The organism is Streptomyces sp. NBC_01268, assembly GCF_036240795.1.
GTDB lineage: Bacteria > Actinomycetota > Actinomycetes > Streptomycetales > Streptomycetaceae > Streptomyces.
The window spans coordinates 5,890,016-5,916,009 of sequence record NZ_CP108454.1 but is presented as its reverse complement, the minus strand read 5'-3'; the positions used below and the strand labels follow the sequence as shown (position 1 = coordinate 5,916,009).

General features: G+C 72.7%; 20 protein-coding genes. 7 read left to right on the top strand and 13 right to left on the bottom strand.

Going from position 1 to position 25,994, the window contains the following annotated elements; genetic code table 11:
* Positions 1–2: 2 nt before the first annotated feature.
* The 3 genes from OG309_RS26770 to OG309_RS26760 all read left to right on the top strand — a co-directional run bounded on the left by OG309_RS26770 (position 3) and on the right by OG309_RS26760 (position 2,077).
* Positions 3–344, top strand: a complete 342-nt coding sequence (locus OG309_RS26770; RefSeq protein WP_329424499.1) for a PadR family transcriptional regulator — start codon at positions 3–5, stop codon at positions 342–344.
* Positions 341–1,078 carry a hypothetical protein gene (locus OG309_RS26765; RefSeq protein WP_329424497.1) on the top strand — a complete coding sequence of 246 codons (738 nt, stop codon included), beginning with the start codon at positions 341–343 and terminating at the stop codon, positions 1,076–1,078. The genes OG309_RS26770 and OG309_RS26765 overlap by 4 nt, the downstream gene beginning before the upstream one ends.
* Before the next feature lie 111 nt (positions 1,079–1,189).
* Positions 1,190–2,077, top strand: coding sequence for an alpha/beta fold hydrolase (locus tag OG309_RS26760; RefSeq protein WP_329424495.1), 888 nt, complete (start codon positions 1,190–1,192; stop codon positions 2,075–2,077).
* A gap of 73 nt (positions 2,078–2,150) precedes the next feature.
* Here the strand turns inward: OG309_RS26760 and pruA are convergent, their stop codons facing one another.
* A complete protein-coding gene (gene pruA / locus OG309_RS26755; RefSeq protein ID WP_329424493.1) occupies positions 2,151–3,782 on the bottom strand; it encodes an L-glutamate gamma-semialdehyde dehydrogenase in 1,632 nt (543 codons plus the stop codon).
* A 32-nt stretch (positions 3,783–3,814) separates the two neighbouring features.
* Positions 3,815–4,741 (bottom strand): proline dehydrogenase family protein, encoded by a 927-nt coding sequence (locus tag OG309_RS26750; RefSeq protein ID WP_329424491.1) that lies wholly within the window; start codon positions 4,739–4,741, stop codon positions 3,815–3,817.
* 193 nt (positions 4,742–4,934) lie between these two features.
* Here OG309_RS26750 and OG309_RS26745 point away from each other — a divergent pair, with 193 nt between their 5' ends.
* The gene (locus OG309_RS26745) at positions 4,935–6,101 is read left to right on the top strand and encodes a PucR family transcriptional regulator (RefSeq protein WP_329424489.1); all 1,167 of its coding nucleotides are present in this window, start codon (positions 4,935–4,937) and stop codon (positions 6,099–6,101) included.
* A 98-nt stretch (positions 6,102–6,199) separates the two neighbouring features.
* Here OG309_RS26745 and OG309_RS26740 read toward each other — a convergent pair whose 3' ends face one another.
* From OG309_RS26740 to OG309_RS26710, 7 genes are all read right to left on the bottom strand, one after another.
* Entirely contained in the window at positions 6,200–6,778 is a 579-nt protein-coding gene (locus OG309_RS26740) for a TetR/AcrR family transcriptional regulator (protein WP_329424487.1), read from the bottom strand.
* An 89-nt stretch (positions 6,779–6,867) separates the two neighbouring features.
* Positions 6,868–8,457, bottom strand: a complete 1,590-nt coding sequence (serA, locus tag OG309_RS26735; RefSeq protein ID WP_329424485.1) for a phosphoglycerate dehydrogenase — start codon at positions 8,455–8,457, stop codon at positions 6,868–6,870.
* Positions 8,458–8,693: 236 nt separating this feature from the next.
* A complete protein-coding gene (gene ilvC, locus OG309_RS26730; RefSeq protein WP_329424483.1) occupies positions 8,694–9,695 on the bottom strand; it encodes a ketol-acid reductoisomerase in 1,002 nt (333 codons plus the stop codon).
* Between the two features lie 128 nt (positions 9,696–9,823).
* Positions 9,824–10,351 (bottom strand): acetolactate synthase small subunit, encoded by a 528-nt coding sequence (gene ilvN, locus OG309_RS26725; protein ID WP_046905405.1) that lies wholly within the window; start codon positions 10,349–10,351, stop codon positions 9,824–9,826.
* 40 nt (positions 10,352–10,391) lie between these two features.
* On the bottom strand, positions 10,392–12,245 hold the full coding sequence (locus OG309_RS26720) for an acetolactate synthase large subunit (RefSeq protein ID WP_329424480.1): 1,854 nt from the start codon (positions 12,243–12,245) through the stop codon (positions 10,392–10,394).
* Positions 12,246–12,486: 241 nt separating this feature from the next.
* Positions 12,487–15,246 carry a putative bifunctional diguanylate cyclase/phosphodiesterase gene (locus OG309_RS26715; RefSeq protein WP_402546162.1) on the bottom strand — a complete coding sequence of 920 codons (2,760 nt, stop codon included), beginning with the start codon at positions 15,244–15,246 and terminating at the stop codon, positions 12,487–12,489.
* 659 nt (positions 15,247–15,905) lie between these two features.
* Positions 15,906–16,868 carry a 2-hydroxyacid dehydrogenase gene (locus tag OG309_RS26710; RefSeq protein ID WP_329424478.1) on the bottom strand — a complete coding sequence of 321 codons (963 nt, stop codon included), beginning with the start codon at positions 16,866–16,868 and terminating at the stop codon, positions 15,906–15,908.
* Positions 16,869–16,942: 74 nt separating this feature from the next.
* Between OG309_RS26710 and OG309_RS26705 the strand changes: the two genes are divergently transcribed.
* The 3 genes from OG309_RS26705 (at position 16,943) to OG309_RS26695 (ending at position 19,512) form a co-directional block, all read left to right on the top strand.
* A complete protein-coding gene (locus tag OG309_RS26705; protein ID WP_329424476.1) occupies positions 16,943–17,947 on the top strand; it encodes an aldo/keto reductase in 1,005 nt (334 codons plus the stop codon).
* A gap of 190 nt (positions 17,948–18,137) precedes the next feature.
* Positions 18,138–19,274 carry a PQQ-dependent sugar dehydrogenase gene (locus OG309_RS26700; RefSeq protein ID WP_329424474.1) on the top strand — a complete coding sequence of 379 codons (1,137 nt, stop codon included), beginning with the start codon at positions 18,138–18,140 and terminating at the stop codon, positions 19,272–19,274.
* A 13-nt stretch (positions 19,275–19,287) separates the two neighbouring features.
* A complete protein-coding gene (locus tag OG309_RS26695) occupies positions 19,288–19,512 on the top strand; it encodes a DUF6191 domain-containing protein (RefSeq protein ID WP_329424472.1) in 225 nt (74 codons plus the stop codon).
* On the opposite strand, the gene OG309_RS26690 is transcribed toward OG309_RS26695, so the two are convergent.
* From OG309_RS26690 to OG309_RS26675, 4 genes are all read right to left on the bottom strand, one after another.
* Positions 19,509–22,574: a helix-turn-helix transcriptional regulator gene (locus tag OG309_RS26690; protein WP_329424470.1), complete on the bottom strand. Its 3,066-nt coding sequence runs from the start codon at positions 22,572–22,574 to the stop codon at positions 19,509–19,511. The genes OG309_RS26695 and OG309_RS26690 overlap by 4 nt on opposite strands.
* 7 nt (positions 22,575–22,581) lie before the next feature.
* The gene (locus tag OG309_RS26685) at positions 22,582–22,755 is read right to left on the bottom strand and encodes a hypothetical protein (protein ID WP_329424468.1); all 174 of its coding nucleotides are present in this window, start codon (positions 22,753–22,755) and stop codon (positions 22,582–22,584) included.
* 374 nt (positions 22,756–23,129) lie between these two features.
* A complete protein-coding gene (locus OG309_RS26680; protein ID WP_329424466.1) occupies positions 23,130–23,687 on the bottom strand; it encodes a GNAT family N-acetyltransferase in 558 nt (185 codons plus the stop codon).
* Positions 23,665–25,929 carry an MMPL family transporter gene (locus OG309_RS26675; protein WP_329424465.1) on the bottom strand — a complete coding sequence of 755 codons (2,265 nt, stop codon included), beginning with the start codon at positions 25,927–25,929 and terminating at the stop codon, positions 23,665–23,667. Before OG309_RS26675 ends, OG309_RS26680 begins: the two co-directional genes overlap by 23 nt.
* Positions 25,930–25,994 lie beyond the last annotated feature (65 nt).

Here is a 25,994-nt window from a genome sequence, read left to right as displayed (position 1 = left end):
TCATGGCCGCAGACCGCAGATCCAGCTGGCTCAAGGGAGTCCTCGACCTGCTCGTCCTCTCCTGCCTGACCGACGGTGAGAGTTACGGGTACGAGATCGCCAAGGCGCTCGCCGGGGCGGGACTCGGCGAGATCAAGGGCGGGACGCTGTATCCCGTGCTGAACCGCCTGGAGGAGGCCGGCCTCGTCGAGGCCGAGTTCCGGGCCGCCGAACGGGGCCCCGGACGCCGCTACTACCGGCTCACGGACACCGGGCGGACCCATCTCGCGGCCGAGAGCGAGGCCTGGACGCAGTTCCACCGGGCCGTAGGGACCAAGCTGCACGCAGGGGGAACCACACGATGAGCACCGACTCCTACTTCGCCGAACTCAGCGGCGCGCTGCGCGCCGCCGGGGTGCCCGAGGAGCAGATCACCCGGACGGCCGACGAGCTGCGCGGGCACCTCGCGGAGTCGGGCACCGCGCCGGAGGAGGAGTTCGGCCCGGCCGCGCGCTTCGCGGCCTCGCTCGGCGGGCTCGCGCCGGCGCCCGGGGAACCGGACCGGGCGGCCGAGCGATGGACCTGGACGGCCGACCTCTTCAACGACCGCCGGATGCTGGCGGTCCACGGCGACCAGGGCTGGGAGGTCGAGCACCTCGACTCGCTGGGCCGCTTCGTCTGCCGCCGGGCGCCCGGTGCGCCGCTCGCCTGGGAGTACCGGCGCGAGGTGATCAGCGGCCGGCGTCGCGCGAAGGTGCTCGACGGGCTGGACCCGGAGGGCTGGGAGCTGTGCGGCGAGTGGCTGGTGTACGGCTACTTCAAGCGCCCCAAGGCGGCGACCACCGGCCCCGCGGGAGCCCTGGGGTCGGTGCCCGCCATGCCGGAGAAGCGCCTGTTCCTGAGCCGCCGGGCCAGGGCGCTGCTCGCGGTCTGGGCCGTGGCCTGCGGCGCCGGCTACCTGTCGCTCGGACTGCCGGCCCTCGCGATGCTGGTCGCCCTGGGCGGGGCCCTGTCGGCCGTGTACACCGCCAAGCTGGAGACGGACCGGGGCAAGGTCGCGGCGAAGAACGCGGCGGCCCCGGAGGGCGCCGCGGAGTGACCGGCGGCACCCCGACCCTCACCTAACCCCTCAGCGCGCATTGACAGGTTAGCCGCACAACGGCTTGACTCTCCTCGTAACCATTCAGAGCGCGAAGAGGGGTTAGAAGAGATGTCCGTGCTGCCCGTCCACCACCGCACCGTCACCGTCCGCGGCCACGAGATCTTCTACCGGGAGGCGGGCCCCGCCGACGCCCCCGCGCTGCTCCTGCTGCACGGCTTCCCGACCAGCTCGCACATGTTCCGCGACCTGATCCCCCGGCTCGCCGACCGCTACCGCCTGATCGCCCCCGACCACCTGGGCTTCGGCCGCAGCGCGGCCCCGGACGCCGCCGACTTCCCCTACACCTTCGCCGAACTGGCCGCGCTGACGTCCGAGTTCACCGAGACCATCGGCCTCGACCGGTTCGCCCTCTACATCCAGGACTACGGCTCCCCCATCGGCCTGCGCCTCGCCCTCGCCCACCCCGAGCGGATCACCGCGATCGTCAGCCAGAACGGCAACGCCTACGAGGAGGGCCTCGGCGCCGACGCCTGGGCCCCGGTCCTCGCCCTGATCGCCGAGCGGACCCCCGAGACCGAGGAGCCGGTCCGCGCGATCCGCTCCCTGGACGGCATCCGCTGGCAGTACGAGACGGGCGTCCCCGCCGAGTTCCGCGAGCTCCTCAGCCCGGACGCCTGGCACCACGACGCCGCCCTCATGTCCCGCGAGGGGCAGGACGCGATCCAGCTCGGCCTGATCGCCGACTACGGCGCCAACTTCGCCCTCTACCCGGCCTTCCAGGAGTACTTCCGCACCTCCCGGGTCCCCCTCCTGGCCGTCTGGGGCGAGGGCGACGAGGTCTTCGTCCCGGCCGGCGCCGAGGCCTTCCGCCGCGACCTCCCGGACGCCGAGGTCCACCTCCTGCCCACCGGCCACTTCGCCCTGGAGACCCACGCCCCGCGGATCGCGTCGCTGATCGACGACTTCCTGACGCGGCGCGTGGTGAAGGGGGAATGAGAACCGCCCCCGTCCTCAGTTGGGGGACCGAGGAGGGGGGCGGTGATCAGGGGCCTCCGGGGAGGCGGGGGCGTCAGCCCATGTGGGGGTAGCCGTACTCGGTCGGCGGGACCAGCGTCTCCTTGATGGCGCGGGTCAGCGTCCAGCGCATCAGGTTCTGCGGGGCGCCGGCCTTGTCGTTGGTGCCGGAGGCACGGCCGCCGCCGAAGGGCTGCTGGCCGACGACGGCGCCGGTCGACTTGTCGTTGATGTAGAAGTTGCCCGCGGCGAAGCGGAGCTTCTCCATCGTGTACGCGGCGGCCGCGCGGTCACCGGAGATGACCGAGCCGGTGAGCGCGTAGTCCGAGACCGACTCCATCTGGGTCAGCATCTCGTCGTACTTCGCGTCGTCGTAGACGTACACGGCGAGGATCGGGCCGAAGTACTCGGTCGTGAAGACCTCGTTCTCCGGGTCGCTGCACTCGATGACGGTCGGGCGGACGAAGTAGCCCTCCGAGTCGTCGTACGTGCCGCCGGCGACGATCGTGCAGGAGGCGTCGGCCTTCGCGCGGTCGATCGCGGCCTTGTTCTTGGCGAACGAGCGGTCGTCGATGACGGCGCCGATGAAGTTCGACAGGTCGGTGACGTCACCCATGGTGATGCCGTCGACCTCGGCCGCGAACTCCTCCTTGAACCCGTCGTTCCAGATGGAGGCCGGGACGTACGCACGAGAGGACGCGGAGCACTTCTGGCCCTGGAACTCGAAGGAGCCACGGGTCAGCGCGGTCTTCAGGATGGCGCGGTCGGCGCTGGGGTGCGCGACGACGAAGTCCTTGCCACCGGTCTCGCCGACGATCCGCGGGTAGGAGCGGTACGTCTCGATGTTGTTGCCGACCGTCTTCCACAGGTGCTGGAAGGTCTTGGTCGAGCCGGTGAAGTGGATGCCGGCCAGGTCGCGGTGGTTCAGGGCCACCTCGGAGACGGCGATGCCGTCGCCGGTCACCAGGTTGATGACGCCCTTCGGCAGACCGGCCTCCTCCAGGAGCTCCATGAGGAGCACGGCGGAGTGGGTCTGGGTCGGGGACGGCTTCCAGACCACCACGTTGCCCATGAGGGCGGGCGCGGTGGGCAGGTTGCCCGCGATGGCCGTGAAGTTGAACGGCGTGATCGCGTAGACGAAGCCCTCCAGCGGGCGGTGGTCCAGTCGGTTCCACACGCCCGGGGAGTTGGCCGGCGGCTGCTCGGCCAGGATCTGGCGGGCGTAGGCCACGTTGAAGCGCCAGAAGTCGACGAGCTCGCACGGGGTGTCGATCTCGGCCTGCTGGGCGGTCTTGGACTGGCCGAGCATCGTGGAGGCGGCCAGGGTCTCGCGCCACGGGCCGGCGAGCAGCTCGGCGGCGCGCAGGATGATCGCCGCGCGGTCGTCGAAGGCCATCGCGCGCCAGGCCGGGGCGGCGGCCAGGGCGGCGTCGATCGCGTCCTGGGCGTCCTGCTGGGTGGCGCCGGCGAAGGTGCCGATGACGGACTTGTGGTTGTGCGGCTGCACGACGTCGACGCGCTCGCCGCCGCCCATGCGCTTGACGCCACCGATGGTCATCGGCAGCTCGCGCGGGTTGTCGGCCAGCTCCTTGAGCTTGACCTCCAGACGGGCGCGCTCGGGGGAACCGGGGGCGTAGCCGTGCACCGGCTCGTTGACCGGAGCGGGGACCTGGGTGACAGCGTCCATGGGTCGCGGGACTCCTTCTTGAGAGGTGGGGCTCAGCCCTTGGTGAGGATGGAGCGGACGAAGAAGAGCAGGTTGGCCGGCTTCTCCGCGAGGCGGCGCATGAAGTAGCCGTACCAGTCGGTGCCGTAGGCGGTGTAGACGCGCATCCGGTGGCCCTCGGCCGCGAGCCGGTTCTGCTCCTCGCTGCGGATGCCGTACAGCATCTGGAACTCGTACTCGTCCAGCTTGCGCCCGGCGCGGCGGGCGAGCTCCTGGCCGACGGCGATCAGGCGGGGGTCGTGGGACCCGATCATCGGGTAGCCCTCGCCCTCCATCAGGATCTTCATGATCCGGACGTACGCCTTGTCGATCTCCGGCTTGTCCTGGATGGCGACCTCGGCGGGCTCCTTGTAGGCGCCCTTCACGATCCGCACGCGCGAGCCGTCGGCGGCGAGGCGGCGGGCGTCCTCCTCGGTGCGGAAGAGGTAGGCCTGGATGACGCAGCCGGTCTGCGGGAAGTCCTTCCGCAGCTCCTCGTGGATGGCGAACATCGAGTCGAGGGTGGTGTGGTCCTCGGCGTCCAGGGTGACCGTGGTGCCGATCTCGGCGGCGGCCGCGACGACGGGGCGCACGTTCGCGAGGGCCAGCTCGTGGCCGTTCTCCAGCGACTGGCCGAACATCGACAGCTTCACGGACATCTCGGCGCGGGCGCCCAGACCCAGCTCCTTGAGACGCCCGATGAGCTCCAGGTAGGCGTCGCGGGCGGCGTGGGACTGCTCGACGGTGGTGATGTCCTCACCGACCACGTCGAGGGTGACCTCCAGGCCGCGGGCCGCCAGGTCCTGCACGATCGGGACGACGTCATGGACGGACTCGCCGGCGATGAAGCGTGCCACGACCTGCTTGGTCCCGGGGGCGGCCGACACGAAACGGCGCATCTTGTCGCTGCGCGACGCGGCGAGGATCACGGGACCCAGCACGGGTACCTCCAGAGGGCAGGGTGACGAAAGGTGCTCTACCCGAACTTTCGTAAGCAATCGGGAACAGCACGAAGAACCACCGTGAAACCTAAGGACCGCTCCGATCGTCCGCCATCTACAGCTGTCACGCATCCGTGGCCACGCTCTCAGACATCTGTCTGAAGGAAGGCGCGGGCGGTGCGAGAATGGCGCCGTGAAGGGCGATTACCAGGAGCTGGTGGACGAGATCTCGGCGCTGCTCGGCGCCCCCGCGACCCTGGAGAACCGGGATTTCGGGCTGATCGCCTTCGGCGCGCACGACAGTGACGACGACGAGGCGATGGACCCGGTCCGCACCCGGTCGATCCTGACCCGGAAGTCCACCCCCGCCGTGCGGGCCTGGTTCGAGGGCTTCGGCATCACCCGGGCGACCGGCCCGGTCCGCATCCCGGCCGCCCCCGACGCGGGCGTCTTCCGGGACCGGATCTGCCTGCCGGTACGCCATCGGGGTGTCGTCCTCGGCTACGTCTGGCTGCTCGACGCCGAGCCCGGCCCCTCACACGCCCAGCTCACCGCCGCCATGGAGGTCGCCGCCCGGATCGGCGACCTGCTCGCCGACGAGGAGCGGGCCGGGGCGGACCTCTCCCGGGAGCTGCGGGCCGCCCTGTCGGCCGAGCGCGGCTGGCAGTACGACATGGCGCTCGCCGCCCTGCGCACGGCGCTCGGACCGGACGCGGACGGCCTGCACGCCCTGGTCTGCCTGGCGCCCTGGCCCGCGGAGGACTCCCCGTCGCCGCGTACGGTGCCGGGCGCGGCGGCCCTGTGCACGGTGCCGTGGCGGCCCGCGGCGCCACCGGCCGGTGTCCCCGGCGCCGTCCCCCGCGCGCTCGCCGCGCTCGTCCGGCTCCGCTCGGCCGACAACCTCTCCCCCGCCGTCACCGCGGCCGGCCGGCTGCGCGGCACGGCGGGCCCGGCGGCCGTCGCGGGGGTCGGCACGCCCCGCCGGGGGCTCGCGGACCTCGACGTGTCCTGGCGCGAGGCCGGCTCGGCCGCCCGCGCGGCGACCGCCCAGCCGCACCTCGGCCCGCTGGCGGAGTGGTCCGCGATCGGCCCGTACCGGCTGCTGACCGCGCTCCCGCCGACCGAACCCGACCCGGTGGTCCGCACCCTGCTGGCCCCGTCCCACGCCGAACTGGCCCGCACCGCCGAGGTGTTCCTCGACCACGCGGGCCAGGCGGGCCGCACGGCCACCGCGCTCGGCATCCACCGCCAGACCCTCTACTACCGCCTCTCCCGCGTCGAGCAGCTCACCGGCCTCGACCTGGACGCGGGCGAGGACCGGCTGCTGCTGCACATGGCTCTGAAGGCGGCGAAGCTGTAGCGGCGGCGGAGCTCAGGCCCCGACGGGCTCCGCCGTGACCCGAGCGCCGGAGACGACGGCTCCGCGCGGCCGGTGACCGTTACCGGACGGACGGAACGTCAGTCCCGCTCCCCCATCAGCACCTTGAGCCCCGCGGTGAGGTCGTCGGCGCTCGGTGCGGTCTCCGGGTCGACCACCCACTGGATCATCACACCGGTCGCGAGCGCCTGGAGGAGGAGCCCGGCGACGCGGGCCTTCTCGGGGTCCGCCTCGGGGTCGAGGCCGAGCATGCCCTCGGCCATGCCGAGCCGGCCCTCGCGCTGCGGCTCCTTGATCGCCTCGCGCAGCTTCTCGTCGTCGTCCAGCCGGGTGACGACCTCGGTCTGCAGCTTCCAGACCGGGCGGCTGCCCTCGGCGGCCCCGATCAGGGGCTCCCAGACGGCGCGGAAGCGCTCGTAGGGATCGGCGGGCGGCTCCCCGCCGCCCTCGGAGTCCGCCCCGCCGACCCGCTGGCCCCACTCCTCGGTGAGAGCCAGGAAGGCCTGCTGGAGCAGGGCGTCCTTGGAGCCGTAGTGGTAGCCGATGGAGGCGAGGTTGGTACCCGAGGCCGCCACGACGTCGCGGGCGGTGGTGCGGGCGTAGCCCTTCTCCAGGAGGCAGCGCTTGGCACCTTCGAGCAGGTCTTCCTTGTGTCCCATGGACAGCACTGTACCCGGCCGATAGACATCCGTGTAAGACGAGCGTCTATCGACCGGGTACGGGGAACGCGTCCGAGCGGACCCGCGCGTCAGACCAGGTCGACCGAGCGGGCCGAGGTGGCGCCGATCTCCTCCGAGATCTCGGCGATCACGGCCGCCGGGACCGTGTCGTCCACGGTGAGCACGACGAGCGCCTCGCCGCCCTCCTCCGTACGGGAGACCTGCATGCCCGCGATGTTCAGACCGGCCTCGCCGAGGATCCGGCCGACCGTGCCGACGACGCCCGGACGGTCCTCGTAGCGCAGCACCACCATGTGGTCGGCGAGCGCCAGGTCCACGTCGTAGTCGCCGACCGCGACGATCTTCTGCAGGTGCTTGGGGCCCGCCAGCGTGCCGGAGACCGAGACCTCCTGGCCGTCCGAGAGGGTGCCGCGCACGGTGACCACGTTGCGGTGGTCGGGCGACTCGGAGCTGGTGGTGAGGCGGACCTCGACACCGCGCTCCTGCGCGAACAGCGGGGCGTTCACGTAGGACACGGTCTCGTCGACCACGTCCTCGAACACGCCCTTGAGCGCCGAGAGTTCGAGCACCTTCACGTCGTGCTGGGTGATCTCGCCGTACACCTCGACGTCCAGCCGCACCGCGACCTCGCCGGCCAGCGCCGTGAAGATCCGGCCCAGCTTCTCGGCCAGCGGCAGACCGGGCTTCACGTCCTCGGCGATGACGCCGCCCTGCACGTTGACCGCGTCCGGGACGAGCTCGCCGGCGAGCGCCAGGCGCACCGAACGGGCCACCGCGATGCCGGCCTTCTCCTGGGCCTCGTCGGTGGAGGCGCCCAGGTGCGGGGTGCAGACGACCTCGTCGAGCTCGAAGAGCGGCGAGTCGGTGCAGGGCTCCTTCGCGTACACGTCGAGGCCCGCGCCGGCGACCCGGCCCTCCTTCAGTGCCGAGTACAGCGCCGCCTCGTCCACGATCCCGCCGCGCGCGGCGTTGACGATCCGGACCGAGGGCTTGACCTTGTGCAGCGCCTCGTCACCGATGAGACCGGCGGTCTCCGGGGTCTTGGGCAGGTGGACGGTGATGAAGTCGGCGACCTCCAGGAGCTCGTCCAGGGCCAGCAGCTTCACCCCCATCTGGGCGGCACGGGCCGGCTGCACGTAGGGGTCGTACGCGACGATCTTCATGCCGAAGGCGGACATGCGCTGGGCGACCAGGACGCCGATGCGGCCGAGGCCGACGACACCGAGGGTCTTCTCGCTCAGCTCGACGCCCGTGTACTTCGAGCGCTTCCACTCGCCGTTCTTCAGCGCCGTGTTGGCCTGCGGGATGTTGCGCGCGGTGGCGACCAGGAGGCCGCAGGCGAGCTCGGCGGCCGTGACGATGTTCGAGGTCGGGGCGTTCACGACCATCACGCCGGCCTTGGTGGCGGCGGAGACGTCCACGTTGTCCAGGCCCACACCGGCGCGGGCGACGACCCGGAGCTTCTTCGCGGCGGCGATGGCCTCCGCGTCGACCTTGGTCGCGGAACGGATCAGGATGGCGTCGACGTCGGCGATCGCGGGGATCAGCTCGGCGCGGTCGGCGCCGTTGCAGTGCCGGATCTCGAAGTCCGGGCCCAGCGCGTCGACGGTGGCGGGCGACAGCTCTTCAGCGATGAGTACGACAGGTTTCGAGCTCACGTGAGTCCTCACAGATCCAGTGCGGACGGCCGTCCCGACGGCCGCAGGCGTGGAGGGGGCTTGCCGCGTGAAAGCGCACGACGCTGTGGGCCTGACGCGTATGTTGTTGAGCAGTGTAGTGGTGCGTCGGCGCAGCTCATACGCCTCGTTGGAAGGATCACCCGTCCGTGGTTGGACGGGGTGTCCAACGATGTGGCACGGGGCCGGACACCCTGTCCGGCCCCGCACCGAGGGGCTTACGCCTCCTCGTCGTTCACCCAGCTCATGAGCTTCCGCAGCTCCTTGCCGGTGGTCTCCAGGAGGTGCTGCTCGTCCTGGGTCTTGTACTCGTTGTACTTCTTCAGACCGCCGTGGTACTCGTCCATCCAGTTCTTGGCGAAGGTGCCGTCCTGGATGTCCGTGAGGACCTTCTTCATCTCGGCCTTGGTGTCCGCGGTGATGATCCGCGGGCCGGTGATGTAGTCGCCCCACTCGGCGGTCTCGGAGACGGACCAGCGCATCTTCTCCAGGCCGCCCTCGTACATGAGGTCGACGATCAGCTTCAGCTCGTGGAGGCACTCGAAGTAGGCGATCTCCGGCTGGTAGCCGGCCTCGACCAGGGTCTCGAAGCCCGCCTTGACGAGCGCGGAGGCGCCACCGCAGAGGACGGCCTGCTCGCCGAAGAGGTCGGTCTCGGTCTCCTCGGTGAAGGTCGTCTTGATGACACCGGCGCGGGTGCCGCCGATGGCCTTGGCGTAGGAGAGCGCCAGCGCGAAGGCGTTGCCCGTCGCGTCCTGCTCGACCGCGGCGATCGCGGGGACGCCGCGGCCCTCCTCGTACTGACGGCGGACCAGGTGGCCCGGGCCCTTCGGGGCGACCAGGGCGACGTCCACGGCGGCCGGGGGCTTGATGAAGCCGAAGCGGACGTTGAAGCCGTGGGCGAAGAACAGCGCGTCGCCGTCCTTCAGGTTGTCCTTGATGGACTCCTCGTAGACCTGGGCCTGGATCGGGTCCGGGATCAGGATCATGATGACGTCGGCCTCGGCCGCGGCCTCGGCCGGGGTGACGACGCGCAGGCCCTGCTCCTCGGCCTTGGCCTTGGACTTGGAGCCCTCGTGCAGACCGACACGGACGTCGACACCCGAGTCGCGGAGCGACAGCGCGTGGGCGTGGCCCTGGCTGCCGTACCCGATCACGGCGACCTTGCGGCCCTGGATGATGGACAGGTCGGCGTCGGCGTCGTAGAACAGCTCGGCCACTGGGTATCTCCTTGAGGTGCTGGTGTTGCGTCCCACCGTACGGCGGGGTGCGGGAGGAAGGATTTCGGGTCTCGCCAGGCGGACCGCCGGATGGACCGGCGGTCAGCGCCCGTTGACGGTCGGGAGTGTCACGCGCTGCGGTCGAGGGCCCGCAGGGACCGGTCCGTGATGGACCGGGCGCCACGCCCTATGGCGATGGTGCCGGACTGCACGAGCTCCTTGATGCCGAACTGCTCCAGCATCTTGAGCATCGCTTCCAGCTTGTCACTCGAACCGGTGGCCTCGATGGTGACCGCCTCCGGCGAGACGTCGACCGTCTTCGCGCGGAAGAGCTGGACGATCTCGACGATCTGGGAGCGGGTCTCGTTGTCGGCGCGGACCTTCACCAGGACGAGCTCGCGCTGGATCGCGGCGCTGGGCTCGAGTTCGACGATCTTCAGGACGTTGACCAGCTTGTTGAGCTGCTTGGTCACCTGCTCCAGGGGCAGGTCCTCGACATTGACCACGATGGTGATGCGGGAGATGTCGGGGTGCTCGGTGACACCGACGGCGAGCGAGTCGATGTTGAAGCCGCGGCGGGAGAACAGGGCGGCGATCCGGGCGAGGATGCCGGGCGTGTTCTCGACCAGGACGGAGAGCGTGTGCTTGGTGGACATGGTGTGGGTCACTTCCCTTGGCTCTTCAGCTCTTCGCTCGTCAGTCGTCTTCGCCGTCGCCGAAGTCGGGGCGGACGCCCCGGGCGGCCATGACCTCGTCGTTGGAGGTGCCGGCGGCGACCATCGGCCAGACCTGGGCGTCCTCGTGGACGATGAAGTCGACCACGACCGGGCGGTCGTTGATGGCGTTGGCCTGCTCGATGACCTTGTCCAGGTCGGCAGGGTCCTCGCAGCGCAGCGCGACACAGCCCATGGCCTCGGACAGCTTGACGAAGTCCGGGATGCGGGTGCCCCGCGCCCCCGGGTTGACGTCGTCCGGGCCGGAGTGCAGCACCGTGTTGGAGTAGCGCTGGTTGTAGAACAGGGTCTGCCACTGGCGGACCATGCCGAGGGCGCCGTTGTTGATGATGGCGACCTTGATCGGGATGTTGTTCAGCGCGCAGGTGACCAGTTCCTGGTTGGTCATCTGGAAGCAGCCGTCGCCGTCGATCGCCCAGACCGGACGGTCCGGCATGCCCGCCTTGGCGCCCATCGCGGCCGGGACCGCGTAGCCCATCGTCCCGGCGCCGCCGGAGTTCAGCCAGGTGGCCGGGCGCTCGTAGTTGATGAAGTGGGCGGCCCACATCTGGTGCTGGCCGACGCCGGCCGCGTAGATGGTGTCGGCGGGGGCGAGCTCGCCGATGCGCTGGATGACCTGCTGCGGCGAGAGGCTGCCGTCGTCCGGCAGGTCGTAGCCGAGCGGGTAGGTCTCGCGCCAGCGGTTGAGGTCGCTCCACCAGGCGGTGTAGTCGCCGCGGTGGCCCTCGCTGTGCTCGGCCTGGACGGCCTGGACCAGGTCGGCGATGACCTCGCGGGCGTCACCGACGATCGGGACGTCGGCGACGCGGTTCTTGCCGATCTCGGCCGGGTCGATGTCGGCGTGGACGATCTTGGCGTACGGGGCGAAGCTGTCCAGCTTGCCGGTGACGCGGTCGTCGAAGCGGGCACCGAGGGCGACGATCAGGTCGGCCTTCTGCAGCGCGGTGACGGCGGTGACCGCACCGTGCATGCCCGGCATGCCCACGTGCAGCGGGTGGCTGTCGGGGAACGCGCCCAGCGCCATCAGGGTGGTGGTGACCGGGGCGCCGGTGAGCTCCGCGAGGACCTTCAGCTCGGCGGTGGCGCCGGCCTTCAGGACGCCGCCGCCGACGTAGAGGACGGGGCGCTTGGCGCTGGTGATCAGCTTGGCGGCCTCGCGGATCTGCTTGGCGTGCGGCTTGGTCACCGGGCGGTAGCCGGGCAGGTCCGTGGTGGGCGGCCAGCTGAAGGTGGTCTTCGCCTGGAGGGCGTCCTTGGCGATGTCGACCAGGACCGGGCCCGGGCGGCCGGTGGAGGCGATGTGGAAGGCCTCGGCGATCGTCCGCGGGATGTCCTCGGCCTTGGTGACCAGGAAGTTGTGCTTGGTGATCGGCATCGTGATGCCGCAGATGTCCGCCTCCTGGAAGGCGTCCGTGCCGATCGCCTTGGAGGAGACCTGGCCGGTGATCGCGACCAGCGGGACGGAGTCCATGTGGGCGTCGGCGATCGGCGTGACCAGGTTGGTGGCACCGGGGCCCGAGGTCGCCATGCAGACGCCGACCCGGCCGGTGGCCTGCGCGTAACCGGTGGCGGCGTGGCCCGCGCCCTGCTCGTGCCGGACCAAGACGTGTCGCACCCGCTTCGAGTCCATCATCGGGTCGTACGCGGGGAGGATCGCTCCGCCCGGAATGCCGAAGACGGTGTCGGCGCCCACTTCCTCGAGAGAGCGGATGAGGGACTGCGCACCCGTGACGTGCTCGACGGTGGTGGCGGGCTGCGCGCCGTTACGGGGCCGCGGCTGCGGATGGTGCCCGGTGGCCTGCTCGGTCATCAGCATTCTCTTCTCGAAGCAGAGGGTTGGTGCGAGGTGGTGTGCGAGGCGTTTTGCGGGGGTTCGTTACGACTTCGGGGGGAGTCGGTGCAACAAAAAACCCCTCGTGCCGGGAGGCAAGCGAGGGGAGCGCGTCGGGTGCGTTTACAGGCGGGCCTTCTCTGGCCCTGCCTCAGCCGACGCGCTTTCCAAGTACGAGAATTCGGGTGCGCATGGCACTGACCCTCTCCCCGACGCACAGTCACTGTCAAGTGGGTGGGACGGGCGTCTCAGTATGTGACCGGATCGGGGGACGGTTTCCGACACTCACCGGGACGGGTCCGGGCAGCGGGTACTCGTCCCGCACCAGGGCCCGGCGCAGCCGGTACTCGTCCAGCGGGCCCGCGAAGGCCATGCCCTGACCATGGGTGCAGCCCATCGAGCGCAGGGCGAGCACCTGCTCGGGCACGTCCACGCCCTCGGCCACGGACTGCATGCCGAGGTCGCCGGCGATCCGCAGCAGCCCGCTGGTGATCTTGCGCAGCCTGGCCGATTCCACGATGCCTTCGACCAGGCCCCGGTCCAGCTTCAGTATGTCGACGGGGAGGCGGCGCAGGGCGTTGATGGCGGCGTGTCCGCTGCCGAATCCGTCCAGGGCGATCTTCACGCCGAGGCGGCGCAGGGCGGCGAGGCGCTGCTCCAGCTCGTCGAAGTTGACCCGGGGGTCCCGGGGGTCGCTCTCGGCCAGCTCGATGACGAGGGAGCCGGAGGGCAGCCCGTGCCGGGTCAGCAGGGCCTCGACGGAGCCGAGCGGCAGGGAGCGGTCGAGCAGCCGGCGTGCGGAGAGCCGGACGGTGACGGGGGTGCGGTGTCCGATGCCCGCGCGTTCGGCGGCCTGCTCGACGGCTTCTTCGAGGAGCCAGCGACCGAGTTCGGCGCTGCGCTCGCTGCCGTCGGAGACGCGCAGGAACTCGGCCGGGGTGAACAGGATGCCCTGGGCGGAGCGCCAGCGGGCCTGGGCGGCGACGGCCGCGATCCGGCCGGTGCCGAGGTCCACGACGGGCTGGTGCAGCAGCGCGAACTCGCCGTCGTGCAGCGCGGTGCGCAGCCGGGCGGCGAGCTCGGTGCGGCGGACGACCTCGGCCTGCATCTGCGGGGCGTAGAGCTCGACGCGGTTCTTGCCGGCGGCCTTGGCGCGGTACATGGCGAGGTCGGCGTTGCGCAGCAGGTCGCCGGCGCCGATGCCGGGCTCGGCGAAGGCGACGCCGATGGAGGCGGCGACCCGCACCTCGTTGGCGGCGTCGACGCGGTACGGCTGGGAGAGCGTGAGGCGCAGCCGGTCGGCGATCTCGTGCACCTGGCACTCGCGGGCGGCCCGGTCCCGGTTGCCGTCGCCGAGGATGAGCGCGGCGAACTCGTCGCCGCCGAGCCGGGCGGCGGTGTCGCCGGCCCGTACGGAGTCCTGGAGGCGACGGGCGGCCTGCACCAGGAGCTCGTCGCCGGCCTGGTGGCCGAGGCGGTCGTTGACGCCCTTGAAGCCGTCGAGGTCGATGAAGAGCACGGCGGTGCCGGGGTCGGAGGCGCGGCGGCCGCTGAGGGCTCCGCGGACCCGCTCGGTGAACAGCGCGCGGTTGGGCAGGTCGGTCAGCGGGTCGTGCTCGGCGTTGTGCCGGAGCTGGGCCTGGAGGCGGACGCGGTCGGTCACGTCCCGGCTGTTGAAGATCAGACCGCCCTGGTGCCGGTTGACGGTGGACTCGACGTTGAGCCAGTCGCCGCGGCCGGAGCGGAAGCGGCACTCGATCCGGGTGGTGGGCTCCTCGGAGGGCGGTGCGGCGAGGAAGCGGCGCACTTCGTGGACGACGCCGCCGAGGTCCTCGGGGTGGATGAGGGAGGCCAGCTCGGAGCCGATCAGCTCCTCCGCCTCGCGGCCGTACACCCCGGAGGCGGCGGGGCTGACGTAGCGGAGTATCCCGGTGGGCGCGGCGATCATGATGACGTCGCTGGAGCCCTGCACGAGGGACCTGAAGTGGTTCTCCTTCTGGGCCAGTTCGTGGGTGAGGGCGATGTTGTCGAGCAGCATGATGCCCTGCCGCAGGACCAGGGCGAGCACGACCGTGCAGCCGGTGAGGACGACCACGCGGTCCACTCTGCGTCCCTCGACGACGTTGTACAGGATGCCGAGCGTGCAGACCGCCGCCGCGAGGTACGGCGTGAGGGCGGCGAGCGACCCGGCGAGGGGGCGGCTGTGCGGATGCCGGGCGCGGGCGGCGGCCGGGTCCACGGTGCGGCGGGCGCCCCAGGGCGCGTAGGCGAGCAGCAGGGAGCCGGCGAACCAGCCGGCGTCGAGGATCTGGCCGGAGCTGTAGTGCTCGCGCAGCAGCGGTGAGGTGAACAGGGCGTCGCACAGCACGGTGAGCGCGAGGGCCGCGATGGCGGTGTTGATCGCCGAGCGGTTGATGTGGGAGCGGCGGAAGTGGAGGGCCAGCACCATGCTGACGAGGACGATGTCCAGGAGCGGGTACGCGAGGGAGAGCGCGGCGCGGGCGACGCTCTCGCCCTCGGCAGCCTCCACGCGCGCGGTGTGCGCGAGGGCGAGGCTCCAGGAGAGGGTGAGCAGGGATCCGCCGATGAGCCAGGCGTCGAGCGCCAGGCAGACCCAGCCGGCCCGGGTCACGGGTTTCTTGGCGAGGACGAGCAGGCCGACGATGGCGGGCGGCGCGAAGAGCAGGAAGCAGAGGTCGGCCAGCGAGGGGGTGGGCACCTCGCGGTCGAGCACGACCTCGTACCAGCCCCAGACGCCGTTGCCGACGGCGGCCATGAAGGACGAGAAGGCGAAGAGGAGCCACGCGGGGCGGAAGCTGCCGCGATGGCCGCGGGCGTAGAGGAAGCAGGAGACGGCGGCGGCGAGGGCGGCGGCGCTCAGCCCGAAGTCGCCCATGACGAGGGCGAGTTCCTCGGAGCCCCAGCCGAGGGCGGCGCCGGTGGCGTATCCGCCGCAGACCAGGCCGAGCCCGATCTGGGTGAGCACTCCCCCGACCCCGGGCCCCGGGCGGCCCTGCCCCGGCGCGGGCCGGCCGGCCCCGGGCCGGAGGCCGGTCCGGCCGCTCACGGGCCGCTGCCGGACGAGCGTCCCGGGCGCGCTCACCGGGAGCTCCGGGCTCTCGCCGGGGTGCCCGTGCGCGCCGGGGCCGCAGAGGCTGTCGGTCTGTGTGTCGGGACGCGGCACGGCATGACCGCAGGAGGCCGCGGGGTCCTCGGCGCAGGGGGCGGGGACCCGGCCGGGTCCCTCACCGGCGTCCGGCGCGCGGTCGCCGCCTTGCGGCGGGGCCGGGTCGCCGCCCGTGCGGGGCACGGGGACGGCGGGGGCTTCGGTGCCTGCGCGGCCGTCCCCGCCGGGGCCGGTCGCGGCGGGCCGGCCGGGGCCCGGCTGGTCCGGCAGGGCGGCTGTGGGGCACGGGTGGGCCGTCGGCCCCGCCGCGTCGGATCGTCGCTCGCTCGGCCGCGCTCCACCCGTCACCCCCCTCGGAATCTGGTGTCCCGTCACTTCGCTCCCCAGCGTCTGCCCGTTCTCGACGCAGTCCCCCGCTCCGGGACGATACACCAGGATCGTCACTCAGGGACAGGGTCGCAGTACTCTCCGTGACGGGGTGCGGAGCTCGCGGCCGCCGCGCACCGGGGGCGCGCGTCTCAGGTGGTCAGGACCAGGTTCGCGAGCTCCTCACCGGCCGCGAACCGGGTGAGCTGCGCCGCCATCAGGCGCTTCGCGCGCGGCATGAACGCCGAGGTGGAGCCGCCGACATGGGGGCTGATCAGGATGCCGGGGGCGTGCCACAGCGGGTGTCCGGCGGGCAGCGGCTCCGGGTCGGTGACGTCGAGCGCCGCGGTGATCCGGCCGCTCTCGACCTCCTTCAGGAGCGCGGCCGTGTCCACCACGGGGCCGCGGGCCACGTTGACCAGCAGCGCTCCGTCCTTCATCCGGGCGAGGAACCCGGCGTCGGCGAGGTGCCGGGTGGCCGGGGTGAGCGGTGTGGAGAGCACGACCACGTCGGCCTCGGGCAGCAGCGCGGGCAGTTCGGTCATCGGGTGTACGGGACCGCGCTCGGTGGCACGTGCGGAGCGCGCGACGCGCACGACCCGCGCACACTCGAAGGGGGCGAGCCGGTCCTCGATGGCGGCGCCGATCGAACCGTATCCGACGATCAGCACCGACTTGTCGGCGAGCGCCGGGTAGAAGCCGGCCCGCCACTCCTCGGCGTCCTGGCCGCGGACGAAGCCGGGGATGCCGCGCAGCGAGGCGAGGATCAGGGCGAGGGTGAGTTCGGCGGTGCTCGCCTCGTGGACGCCCTTGGCGTTGCACAGCCGGACGCCGGGGCGCAGCCGGTCGAGGCCGGGCGTCACGTGGTCGATTCCGGCCGAGAGCGTCTGCACGGCCCGGACCGAGGTCATCCCGGCGAGCGGGCGCACCGCGACCTCCTCGCCCTTCATGTACGGGACGACGTAGAAGGCGCAGTGCGCGGGATCGGCCGGGAATTCCGGCCCGCCGTCCCAGAAACGGTAGTTCAGGCCCGACGCGCCCGGCTCGGGAAGTCCCTCGATCTCGTCCGCGGGAATCGGAAGCCACACGTCAGCGGCGGTGTCATCGAACGTCATGACCGGGAGGCTATGCGAAGAATCCCGCGCGCGATTGGTTACTTTGGGGGTGGCAGAGGGAGGGGTACCGGCAGGTGGAGCGCAGGACGATCGGGGCGGCGGCGCTCGATGTGGGTGCGGTGGGCCTCGGATGCATGCCGATGCACTGGGCGTACAGCGGGTCGCAGCGGCGGGGAGACCGCTCGCTGCGGACGGTGCACGCGGCGCTGGACGCCGGGACCAGTCTGCTCGACACCGCCGACATGTACGGTCCGTTCACCAACGAGCTTCTGCTGGGGCGGGTGTTGAAGGAGCGCCGGGCGGACGTCTTCGTGTCGACGAAGTGCGGGCTGCTCGTCGGCGGCGACCAGCACATCGTGGCCAACGGGCGTCCCGGGTACGTGCGCAGGGCCTGCGACGCGTCGCTGCGGCGGCTCCAGACCGATGTGATCGACCTCTACCAGCTGCACCGCGCCGACCCGGAGGTGCCGGTCGAGGAGACCTGGGGCGCCATGGCCGAGCTGGTGCGGGCGGGCAAGGTGCGGGCGCTCGGTCTGTGCGCGGTGGGCGCGCGGGCGACCCGGCGGGGCCGGACGGGTGGCGGCTATGAGGGAACGATCCGGCAACTGGAGCGGATCCAGCAGGTCTTCCCCGTCGCGACGGTCGAGGCCGAGCTCTCGGTCTGGGCGCCGGAGGCCCTGGAGCGGCTGCTGCCCTGGTGCGCGACGCGGGGCGTGGGCTTCCTCGCCGCGATGCCGCTGGGCAGCGGCTACCTGACCGGGACGCTCACGCCGGGCGGCGGCTTCGAGGAGGACGACCTGCGGGCCCGGCATCCGCGTTTCACGGCCGAGATGATGGCGGCCAACCAGCCGCTGCTCGTCGGCCTGCGGCGGGTGGCGGCACGGCACGGCGACGGCGTCACCCCGGCGCAGGTGGCGCTGGCGTGGGTGCTGGGCCGCGGCCGGCACGTGGTGCCGATCCCGGGCGCGAAGCACGAGCGGTGGGCCGTGGAGAACGCGCGGGCGGCGGAGCTGAGGCTCGACGAGGCCGACCTGGCGGAGATCGCCGCGCTGCCGGCGGCGCGGGGGTCGTGGGACTGACCCGCACGGCGCGGAACCGCGGTCCGGGCGGGCGGACCGGGAACTCCCCCGGGCCCCGCGTCCGTCTCCAGTAGGGGGCGCCGTGCCGCCGGCGGGCCCTGGGATCGTGGGGCCGACCCACCCGGCGCGGACCGGGACGCGTCTCCGGCGGTGTATCAAGGGGGAGACCGTCGCCGGAAGGGACCGGATCATGGGCCGAGATCGAGGTCGAACCGTCGTGGGAGGTGCGGCGGGGGCCGTCGCCGTCCTGCTGCTGACCGCAGGGTGCTCGTCGTCGGGCGGGGACGCGGGACGGGCGCCCGCCCCGCCCTCCTCGTCCGCCCCGCCTGCCGCGTCGTCGTCGGCCGCGTCCCCGGGGGCGCCGCGCGTCGCGGGGGTGCTCACCGAGGACCTGAAGTCGCCGTGGGGGCTCGCCGAGCTGCCCGGCGGTGACCTGCTCGTCTCCTCGCGCGACGAGCGGACCGTCACCCGGGTCGACGCCCGGACCGGCCGGAAGACCGCGCTCGGCGTGGTGCCCGGGGTGGTGCCGGGCGGCGAGGGCGGGCTGCTCGGCCTCGCCGTGCGGGACGGCTGGGTGTACGCCTACCTGACCTCGGCGACGGACAACCGGATCGTCCGCATGCGGTACGAGGGCGGGCCGGGTGACCGGCTCGGCGCCCCCGAGCCGGTGCTCGCCGGCATCCCCAAGGGGGTGATCCACAACGGCGGGCGGATCGCCTTCGGGCCGGACGGGATGCTGTACGCGGGAACCGGCGAGACCGGGCGGACCGGGCTCGCCCAGGACCGGGGCTCGCTCGGCGGGAAGGTCCTGCGGATGACCCCGGAGGGCCGCCCGGCGCCGGGCAACCCCTTCCCGGGCTCCGTCGTCTACTCGTACGGGCACCGGAACGTCCAGGGCCTGGCCTGGGACCCGGCCGGGCGGCTGTGGGCGTCCGAGTTCGGGCAGAACACCTGGGACGAGCTGAACCTGGTCGAGCCGGGGAAGAACTACGGCTGGCCGGTGGTGGAGGGCCGTGCGGGCCGGTCCGGGTACACGGACCCGGTCGCCCAGTGGCGTACCGCCGACGCGTCGCCCAGCGGGATCGCGTACGCGCGGGGGGCGGTCTGGATGGCCGGACTCCGGGGCGAGAGACTGTGGCGCATCCCGCTCTCCGGAGCGGAACGTTCCGGAGAGCCCGAGGCGTTCCTGACGGGTGAGTACGGGCGGCTGCGCACGGTCCTGGCGACCGGGGGCGGCACCCGGCTCTGGCTCGTGACCAGTGAGACCGACACCCGGGGCACCCCCGGGCCCGGTGACGACAAGATCCTCCGGCTGGAGGTCGGGTAGGAAGGCGAGGCGGATGTTCAACCTGATGGAAGAGCTGTTCGCGCCGGGCCGCAAGCACACCGACGACGAGCGGCAGCGGCTCGCCCTGACCAGGGAGGACATGGGCGACGCGGACCCCCACAAGGGCCCGATAGACCTCACCTCCGGCAAGGTCGTGATGCGCCTGCCCGGCGCCGCCGGGGAGCCCTCCCCCTCGGCGGACGACCGGGAGGCCGGCGACCGGGACACGGCCTCCTAGCCGGTCGGCTCCAGGAGGCGCAGGCGGTGCGCCAGGGCGGCCGCCTCGCCCCGTCCGGCGACGCCCAGCTTGGCGAGGATGTTGGAGACGTGGACGCTCGCCGTCTTCGGTGAGATGAACAGCTCCTCGGCGATCCGGCGGTTGGTCCGCCCCTCGGCGACCAGCCGCAGCACGTCCTGCTCGCGCGGGGTGAGCCCGAAGGCGTCCGCGGCCTCGTCCTCCGGCTCCGCAGGGCCGTCGGCCCCCTCGGGAGCCCGCAGCGGGAGGCGGGCGCGGGCGGCGAGCAGCTCGACGTCCTCGCGCAGCGGATGCGCCCCGAGGCGTACGGCGGTGGCGTGGGCCTCGCGCATCGGGGCGGCGGCCTCCTCGCGCCGGCCGCCCTCGGCGAGCAGCGCGTCGGCGAGCCGGTGCCGGGCCCGGGCCAGCTCGTGGGGCCGGTCCAGCTCCGCGAAGGCGGCGACGACCTCGGCCCAGCGCTCGGCGGTGTCCCGGCCCTCGGCGCGGGCCAGCTCGGCGGAGACCTGGAGGCCGTAGGCCTGCCACACGGGCGCCTGGGCGGCCAGCGACCGGACGCAGCGGCGTACCGCGTCCAGGGCGGCGGCGCGGCCCTCGGCGGCGGCCGGCAGGCCGCGGGCGTCCGCCTCGGCCGTGACGGCGACGAGGACCAACGGCCAGCCGTAGCGGTGGGTGCCGGCCGGGAAGCCGGCCGCGGCCACCGCGGCGAGCTCGGCGCGGACGTCGGCGAGCCGGCCCTCGGCGGCGGCGACGGCGGTCGTCAGGTGCGTCATGGGCAGCGTGTACTGCGGGATCGGGTCGCGGGTGCCGTAGCGGGCGGCGGCCTCGGCGAGGCGGGCGGCGGCCGCGGCCGGCTCACCGCGCCCGACGGCGAGGTGGGCGAGCTGGAGCAGGGCGGTGCCGCCCGGCTTGGAGCCGGCGGCCCCGGTGCGCAGCAGCAGTTCGCACTCCTCCTGGACGCGGTCCCACTCGCCGAGCGAGAGGAGCGACTCGGCGAGGTTGGCGCGGACCCAGCCGGCGCTGTCGACCAGGCCGTGGGAGCGGGCCATGGCGATCCCGGCGGTGGCGACCTCGACGGCCTCGCGGGAGCGGCCGAGTCCCTCCAGGGCGGAGGAGATGTTCACGGCGGCGCGGGAGGCCTCGTGGAACTGGCCGAGCGCCAGGGTCCGTTCGCCCACCTCGCGCATCTCGGCGAGCCCGTCCTCGATGTCTCCGGCGGAGACCATGATGGTGCCGAGGGTGAGCCGGGCGGCGAGCTCGGTGCCCTCGGCCTTGACCAGGCGGGCGTACTCGACGGCCCGTTCGGCGGCGGCGAGCGCGTCGGCGCCCGGGTTGCGGAGCATGCCCCAGCCGGCGGCGAAGGCGAGCACCACGGCGTGGACGGCGGACGGCGGCAGGCCGCGGACGAGGTCCTGGGCGCGGGCGATCTCGTCCCAGCCGTCGCCGCGGGCGAGGTTGGACTGGAGCCGGGCGCGCTCGACCCAGAACCAGGCGGAGCGCAGCGGGTCGTCGTCCTCGGCGCCGTCGAGCAGCCGGTGGGCCATCTTGCCGATCTTCAGGGCGCGTTCGCGTTCGCCGCAGAGGCGGGCGGCGACGGCGGCCTCGGCGAGCAGGTCGAGGTAGCTCAGCGGGGTGTCGGGGTCGCAGCCGCAGGAAGGGTAGGCCTCGGCGTAGTCCATGGGGCGCAGGTCGCGGCGGATGTCGGCGGGGGCGTCGTCCCAGAGTTCCATGGCCCGTTCGAGCAGCCGCAGTTGCTCGGCGTAGGCGTAGCGCTTGCGGGTCTCGACGGAGGCGCGCAGGACGGCCGGCAGGGCACGGGCTGCGTCGTGGGCGTGGTACCAGTACGTGGCGAGCCGGTTGGCCCGGGCGTCGGCGCGGACGAGGCCGGGGTCCTCTTCCAGGGCTTCGGCGTAGCGGCGGTTGAGCCGGGAGCGCTCGCCGGGCAGCAGGTCGTCGCTGACGGCCTCGCGGACGAGGGAGTGCCGGAAGCGGTAGCCGTCGCCGTCGGGCGCGGCGTGCAGGATGTTGGCGCCGACGGCGGCGCGCAGGGCCTCGATGAGCTCGTCCTCGGCGAGCCGGGCGACGGCGGCGAGCAGGTCGAACTCGACGGTGGAGCCGCCCTCGGCGACGACGCGGACGACGCGCTGGGCGTCGTCGGGCAGGGCCTCGACGCGGACCAGGAGGAGGTCGCGGAGGGATTCGCTGAGGGAGCCGAGGGCGGTGCCGCACTCGTGGGAGGCGATGAGCTCCTCGACGAAGAAGGCGTTGCCGTCGGAGCGTTCGAAGACCTCGTCGAGGACGACGGGGCTGGGTTCGGCGGCGAGGATGCCGGTGAGCTGGCGGTGCACCTCGGTGCGGGTGAAGCGGGCGAGCTCGATGCGCCGGACGGAGCGCAGCCGGTCCAGTTCGGCGAGGAGCGGGCGCAGCGGGTGGCGGCGGTGGATGTCGTCGGCGCGGTAGGTGGCGACGACCACGATGCGGCCGCGGTGCAGGGTGCGGAAGAGGTAGGCGAGGAGGTGCCGGGTGGAGGCGTCGGCCCAGTGCAGGTCCTCCAGGACGAGGACGACGGTGCGGTCGGCCGCGATGCGCTCCAGGAGCCGTACGGTCAGCTCGAAGAGGCGGGCGGTGGAGTCCTCGGCGGCCGGCTCGTGGTGGGTGACGTCGCCGAACTCCGGGAGGAGGCGGGCGAGTTCGCCCTCGTGCCCGTCGGCGGCGGCGGCCAGCTCCTCGGGGAGGCGGCGGTGCAGCGCGCGCAGGGCGGTGGAGAAGGGTGCGAAGGGCAGCCCGTCGGCGCCGATCTCGACGCAGCCGCCGACGGCGACGACCGCGCCCTGGGTGCGGGCGAGTGCGGTGAACTCCTCGATGAGGCGGGTCTTCCCGACCCCGGCCTCGCCCCCGACGAGCAGGGCCTGGGGCTCTCCCGCGGTCGCGCGGGAGAGCGCCTCGGTGAGGGCGGTGAGTTCGCCGGCCCGGCCGACGAACACGGGGCTCACTGACTTGGTCTCCACGGCGCCGAGCATCGCACAGACGTCCGTGATCGCACCCATAAGGGGGTCACGCGGCCCGGGCGAAGCGGTCCTGGCCGGTGTTCACCCGCCCCTCGGGGTCCTGCTTCCGGGCCCAGCGTCGGCCCTTGCCGGTGCGGGCGGCCTCGTGGGCGAGGCGCTCGGCGGCGGCCTCGCGGACGAGCTCGGCGTGGTGGATGCGGTGGAGTTCGTACTCGAACATGTCGTGCTCCCTGAGGATGTGGGGTCATCGCTCCTTGCGATGACCCCTACTTTCCTCGCCCAGGGGGTGCGGCCACATGGGGAGAGTGCCGCATGTTCGGCGTACGGGGGGCCTTAGGCGGTGCCTGAGGTGCCTTAGGGCGCACGCCCAGGGTGCCTTGGGGGGCCTAGGGCCTGTCGTCAAACTCCCGCCTGCCCCGCGACGCCTGGCACGCGCTCTCGCCGCACCGGGTGAAAGTCCGAGTACGTCCAGTACGAGGGCTTCCACCCGGCACGCCGAGAGCACGCACCAGACGCCGCGGGGCCGCCCTTCGGGCGACGACGGGAGTGTGACGACAGGCCCTAGGGCACCCCCCGGCAGGTCCCGATGCGTCCCTAGGAGGCCTTGGCCGCCCGCCATTCGTGGGCCAGGACCGACCACACCTCCATGTCCGCGCGCTTGCCGCGGTAGGGGTAGCTCTCCCGCATGACGCCGTCGCGGCTCATGCCGAGGCGGCGGGCGACGGCGATGCTGGGGGCGTTCTCCGAGGAGACGTGCCACTCGACGCGGTGGATGCCGCGCTGTTCGATCGCCCAGTCGAGGATGACCCGGCAGGCGCGGGTGACCAGGCCCCGGCCCGCGTACCCGGGCTCGACCCAGCAGCCGGCCTCGGCCATCTCGCTCTGGGTGTCGAAGATCCGGAACATGACGCCTCCGACCAGCGCGCCGTCGACGCGGATGGCGTAGAGCCGGCCGGCGTCGCGGGCGGCCTTGTCGGCGTACCCCTGGAGGTAGCTGCGGGCCGAGTCGAGGTCGGTGACCACGTCGGTCAGGCCGACGTGAGCGCCGATGAACTCCCGGCCGCGGTCCATGTGGGCGAGGAGTTCTTCGGCCTGCCAGGGCTCCAGCGGGGTCAGTTCCGCACCGTCGTCACCCAGCGATATCGCGAACATCGTCTTGCTCCTCGGTCAGCGGGACGGTCACTCGTTGCGCAGGGATCTTCGCACGCCCGGCGTCGCGGACATCGGCGTCGCGGGCGTCGGCGGCGGCCCGGGACTCCGGGGGCTCGATGCTGATCCGGGGCAGCCGGCGGTCGAGCCAGCGGGGCAGCCACCAGTTCGCGCCGCCGAGCATGTGCATGAGCGCGGGTACGAGGAGGGTGCGCAGGACGAAGGCGTCGAGTGCGACGGCGGCGGCGAGTGCGATGCCGAACATGGCGATCACGCGGTCGCCGGAGAGCACGAAGGCGAGGAAGACGGAGATCATGATGACCGCCGCGGAGTTGATCACGCGGCTGGTCTCGGCGAGGCCGACCCGGACCGCCCGGCGGTTGTCGCCGGTCTCCAGCCACTCCTCGTACATCCGGCTGACCAGGAAGACCTGGTAGTCCATGGAGAGCCCGAAGAGCACCGAGACCATGATCACGGGCAGGAAGGGCTCGATCGGGCCGGCGCTGCCGAGGCCCAGGAGTTCGGTGCCCCAGCCCCACTGGAAGACGGCGACGACGATGCCGAAGGCGGAGGCGACGGCGGCGACGTTCATCGCGGCGGCCTTGAGCGGGATGCCGATCGACCGGAAGGCGAGCAGCAGCAGGACGCAGCCGAGGGCGATGACGACGCCGACGAAGAGCGGCAGCTTGCCGACGATGATCTCGGCGAAGTCGTCGTACGAGGCGGTGACGCCGCCGACGTGGACCTGGAGCGAGGTGCCGTCGGCGGTGGTCGGCAGGACGTCGTCGCGGAGGCGGTCGACGAGCTCGCTGGTGGCCTTCGACTGGGGCGAGGACTCGGGCACGACCGTGACGACGGCCGTGTCGCCGCTGCTGTTGTACGTGACCGGGGAGACCGAGGCGACGCCCTTGGTGTGCGCGAGGGTGGCGGGCAGCTCGTTCATGGCCACCTTGGCGTCGGCGCCGTCGAGCGAGGCGACGAGGGTCAGCGGCCCGTTGACGCCGGGCCCGAAGCCGTCGGCGAGCAGGTCGTAGGCCTGCCGGGTGGTGGCGGTGGCGGGGTTGTTGCCCTGGTCGGAGGTGCCGAGGTGGAGGGAGAAGGTCGGCAGCGCGAGCACCAGCATGACGACGGCGGCGACCGCGCCGAGCAGCTTGGGGTGGCGCTCGACGAAGGCGGACCAGCGGGCGGCGAAGCCGGTGGGCAGCTCGGGCTGGGGGCCGTGTTCGGCGAGGTGGCGGCGTTCCCTGCGGCTGAGGGCGCGCATCCCGATGAGGGAGAGCAGCGCGGGCAGCAGGGTGACGGAGGCGGCGACCGTGAGCACCACGGTCAGGGAGGCGGCGATGGCGACGCCGTTGAGGAAGCTGAGCCGCAGGATGAGCATGCCGAGCAGGGCGATGCAGACGGTGGCGCCCGCGAAGACCACGGCGCGGCCGGTGGTGGCGACGGCGATCCGTGCGGCCTCGGGCACGGGCAGGCCGCGTTTGAGGCCCTTGCGGTGCCGGGTGACGATGAACAGCGCGTAGTCGATGCCCACGCCGAGGCCGATGAGCATGCCGAGCATCGGGGCGAAGTCGGCGACCGTCATGAGGTGCCCGAGGAGCACGATGCCGGAGTAGGCGGTGCCCACGCTGACCAGGGCGGTCGCGATGGGCAGGACGGAGGCGGCGAGCGAGCCGAAGGCGACGAAGAGGACGACGGCGGCGACGATCACGCCGACGGCCTCGGCGACGTGTCCGCCGGGGGCCTCGGTGAGGGCGACGGCACTGCCGCCGAGCGCGACCTGGACGTCGTCGGTGGCGGCGGCCCTGGCGGTGTCGACGAGGGCCTTGGCCTCGCTCTCGGGGATGTCGTCGGCCTGCGCGTCGAAGGTGACGGTGGCGTAGGCGGTGCGCCCGTCCTCGCTGATCTGGCCCTGGGCGGGGCCGTACGGGGAGGCGACGGAGGCGATGCCGGGGAGCTCGGCGACCTTGTCGAGCATGGCGGTCATCCGCTGCTCGACGCCGGCGGCGCGGACGCTGCCGCGGTCGGTGTGCCAGACGATGGTGTCGCTGTCCCCGCCGGCGCCGTGGAAGCCCTGTTCGAGCAGGGCGGTGGCCCGGCCGGACTCGGTGCCGGGGACCTCGTAGTCGTTGGAGTACGCGCTGCCGGCGATCGCCGCTCCGGTCACGGTCCCGCCGAGGGCGAGGAGCCAGAGGAGAACGGCGACGAGGCGGTGCTTGATGCACCACCGTGCGATGGCTGCCAACGGACGCGCTCCCTGGGTGGATCGGTACTGGCCCCACTGTTACAGCCAAAAGTGATCGTTTGACC

Bases quoted from the DNA above. Each gene is read 5' to 3' on its own strand.
- OG309_RS26770 (WP_329424499.1), top strand. From the start codon at position 3: ATGGCCGCAGACCGCAGATCCAGCTGGCTCAAGGGAGTCCTCGACCTG.
- OG309_RS26740 (WP_329424487.1), bottom strand. From the start codon at position 6,778: ATGGGACACAAGGAAGACCTGCTCGAAGGTGCCAAGCGCTGCCTCCTG.
- OG309_RS26680 (WP_329424466.1), bottom strand. From the start codon at position 23,687: ATGTTCGCGATATCGCTGGGTGACGACGGTGCGGAACTGACCCCGCTG.
- OG309_RS26685 (WP_329424468.1), bottom strand. From the start codon at position 22,755: ATGTTCGAGTACGAACTCCACCGCATCCACCACGCCGAGCTCGTCCGC.
- OG309_RS26720 (WP_329424480.1), bottom strand. From the start codon at position 12,245: ATGCTGATGACCGAGCAGGCCACCGGGCACCATCCGCAGCCGCGGCCC.
- OG309_RS26695 (WP_329424472.1), top strand. From the start codon at position 19,288: ATGTTCAACCTGATGGAAGAGCTGTTCGCGCCGGGCCGCAAGCACACC.
- OG309_RS26710 (WP_329424478.1), bottom strand. From the start codon at position 16,868: ATGACGTTCGATGACACCGCCGCTGACGTGTGGCTTCCGATTCCCGCG.
- pruA (WP_329424493.1), bottom strand. From the start codon at position 3,782: ATGGACGCTGTCACCCAGGTCCCCGCTCCGGTCAACGAGCCGGTGCAC.
- OG309_RS26760 (WP_329424495.1), top strand. From the start codon at position 1,190: ATGTCCGTGCTGCCCGTCCACCACCGCACCGTCACCGTCCGCGGCCAC.
- OG309_RS26765 (WP_329424497.1), top strand. From the start codon at position 341: ATGAGCACCGACTCCTACTTCGCCGAACTCAGCGGCGCGCTGCGCGCC.
- ilvN (WP_046905405.1), bottom strand. From the start codon at position 10,351: ATGTCCACCAAGCACACGCTCTCCGTCCTGGTCGAGAACACGCCCGGC.
- OG309_RS26700 (WP_329424474.1), top strand. From the start codon at position 18,138: ATGGGCCGAGATCGAGGTCGAACCGTCGTGGGAGGTGCGGCGGGGGCC.
- OG309_RS26690 (WP_329424470.1), bottom strand. From the start codon at position 22,574: ATGGGTGCGATCACGGACGTCTGTGCGATGCTCGGCGCCGTGGAGACC.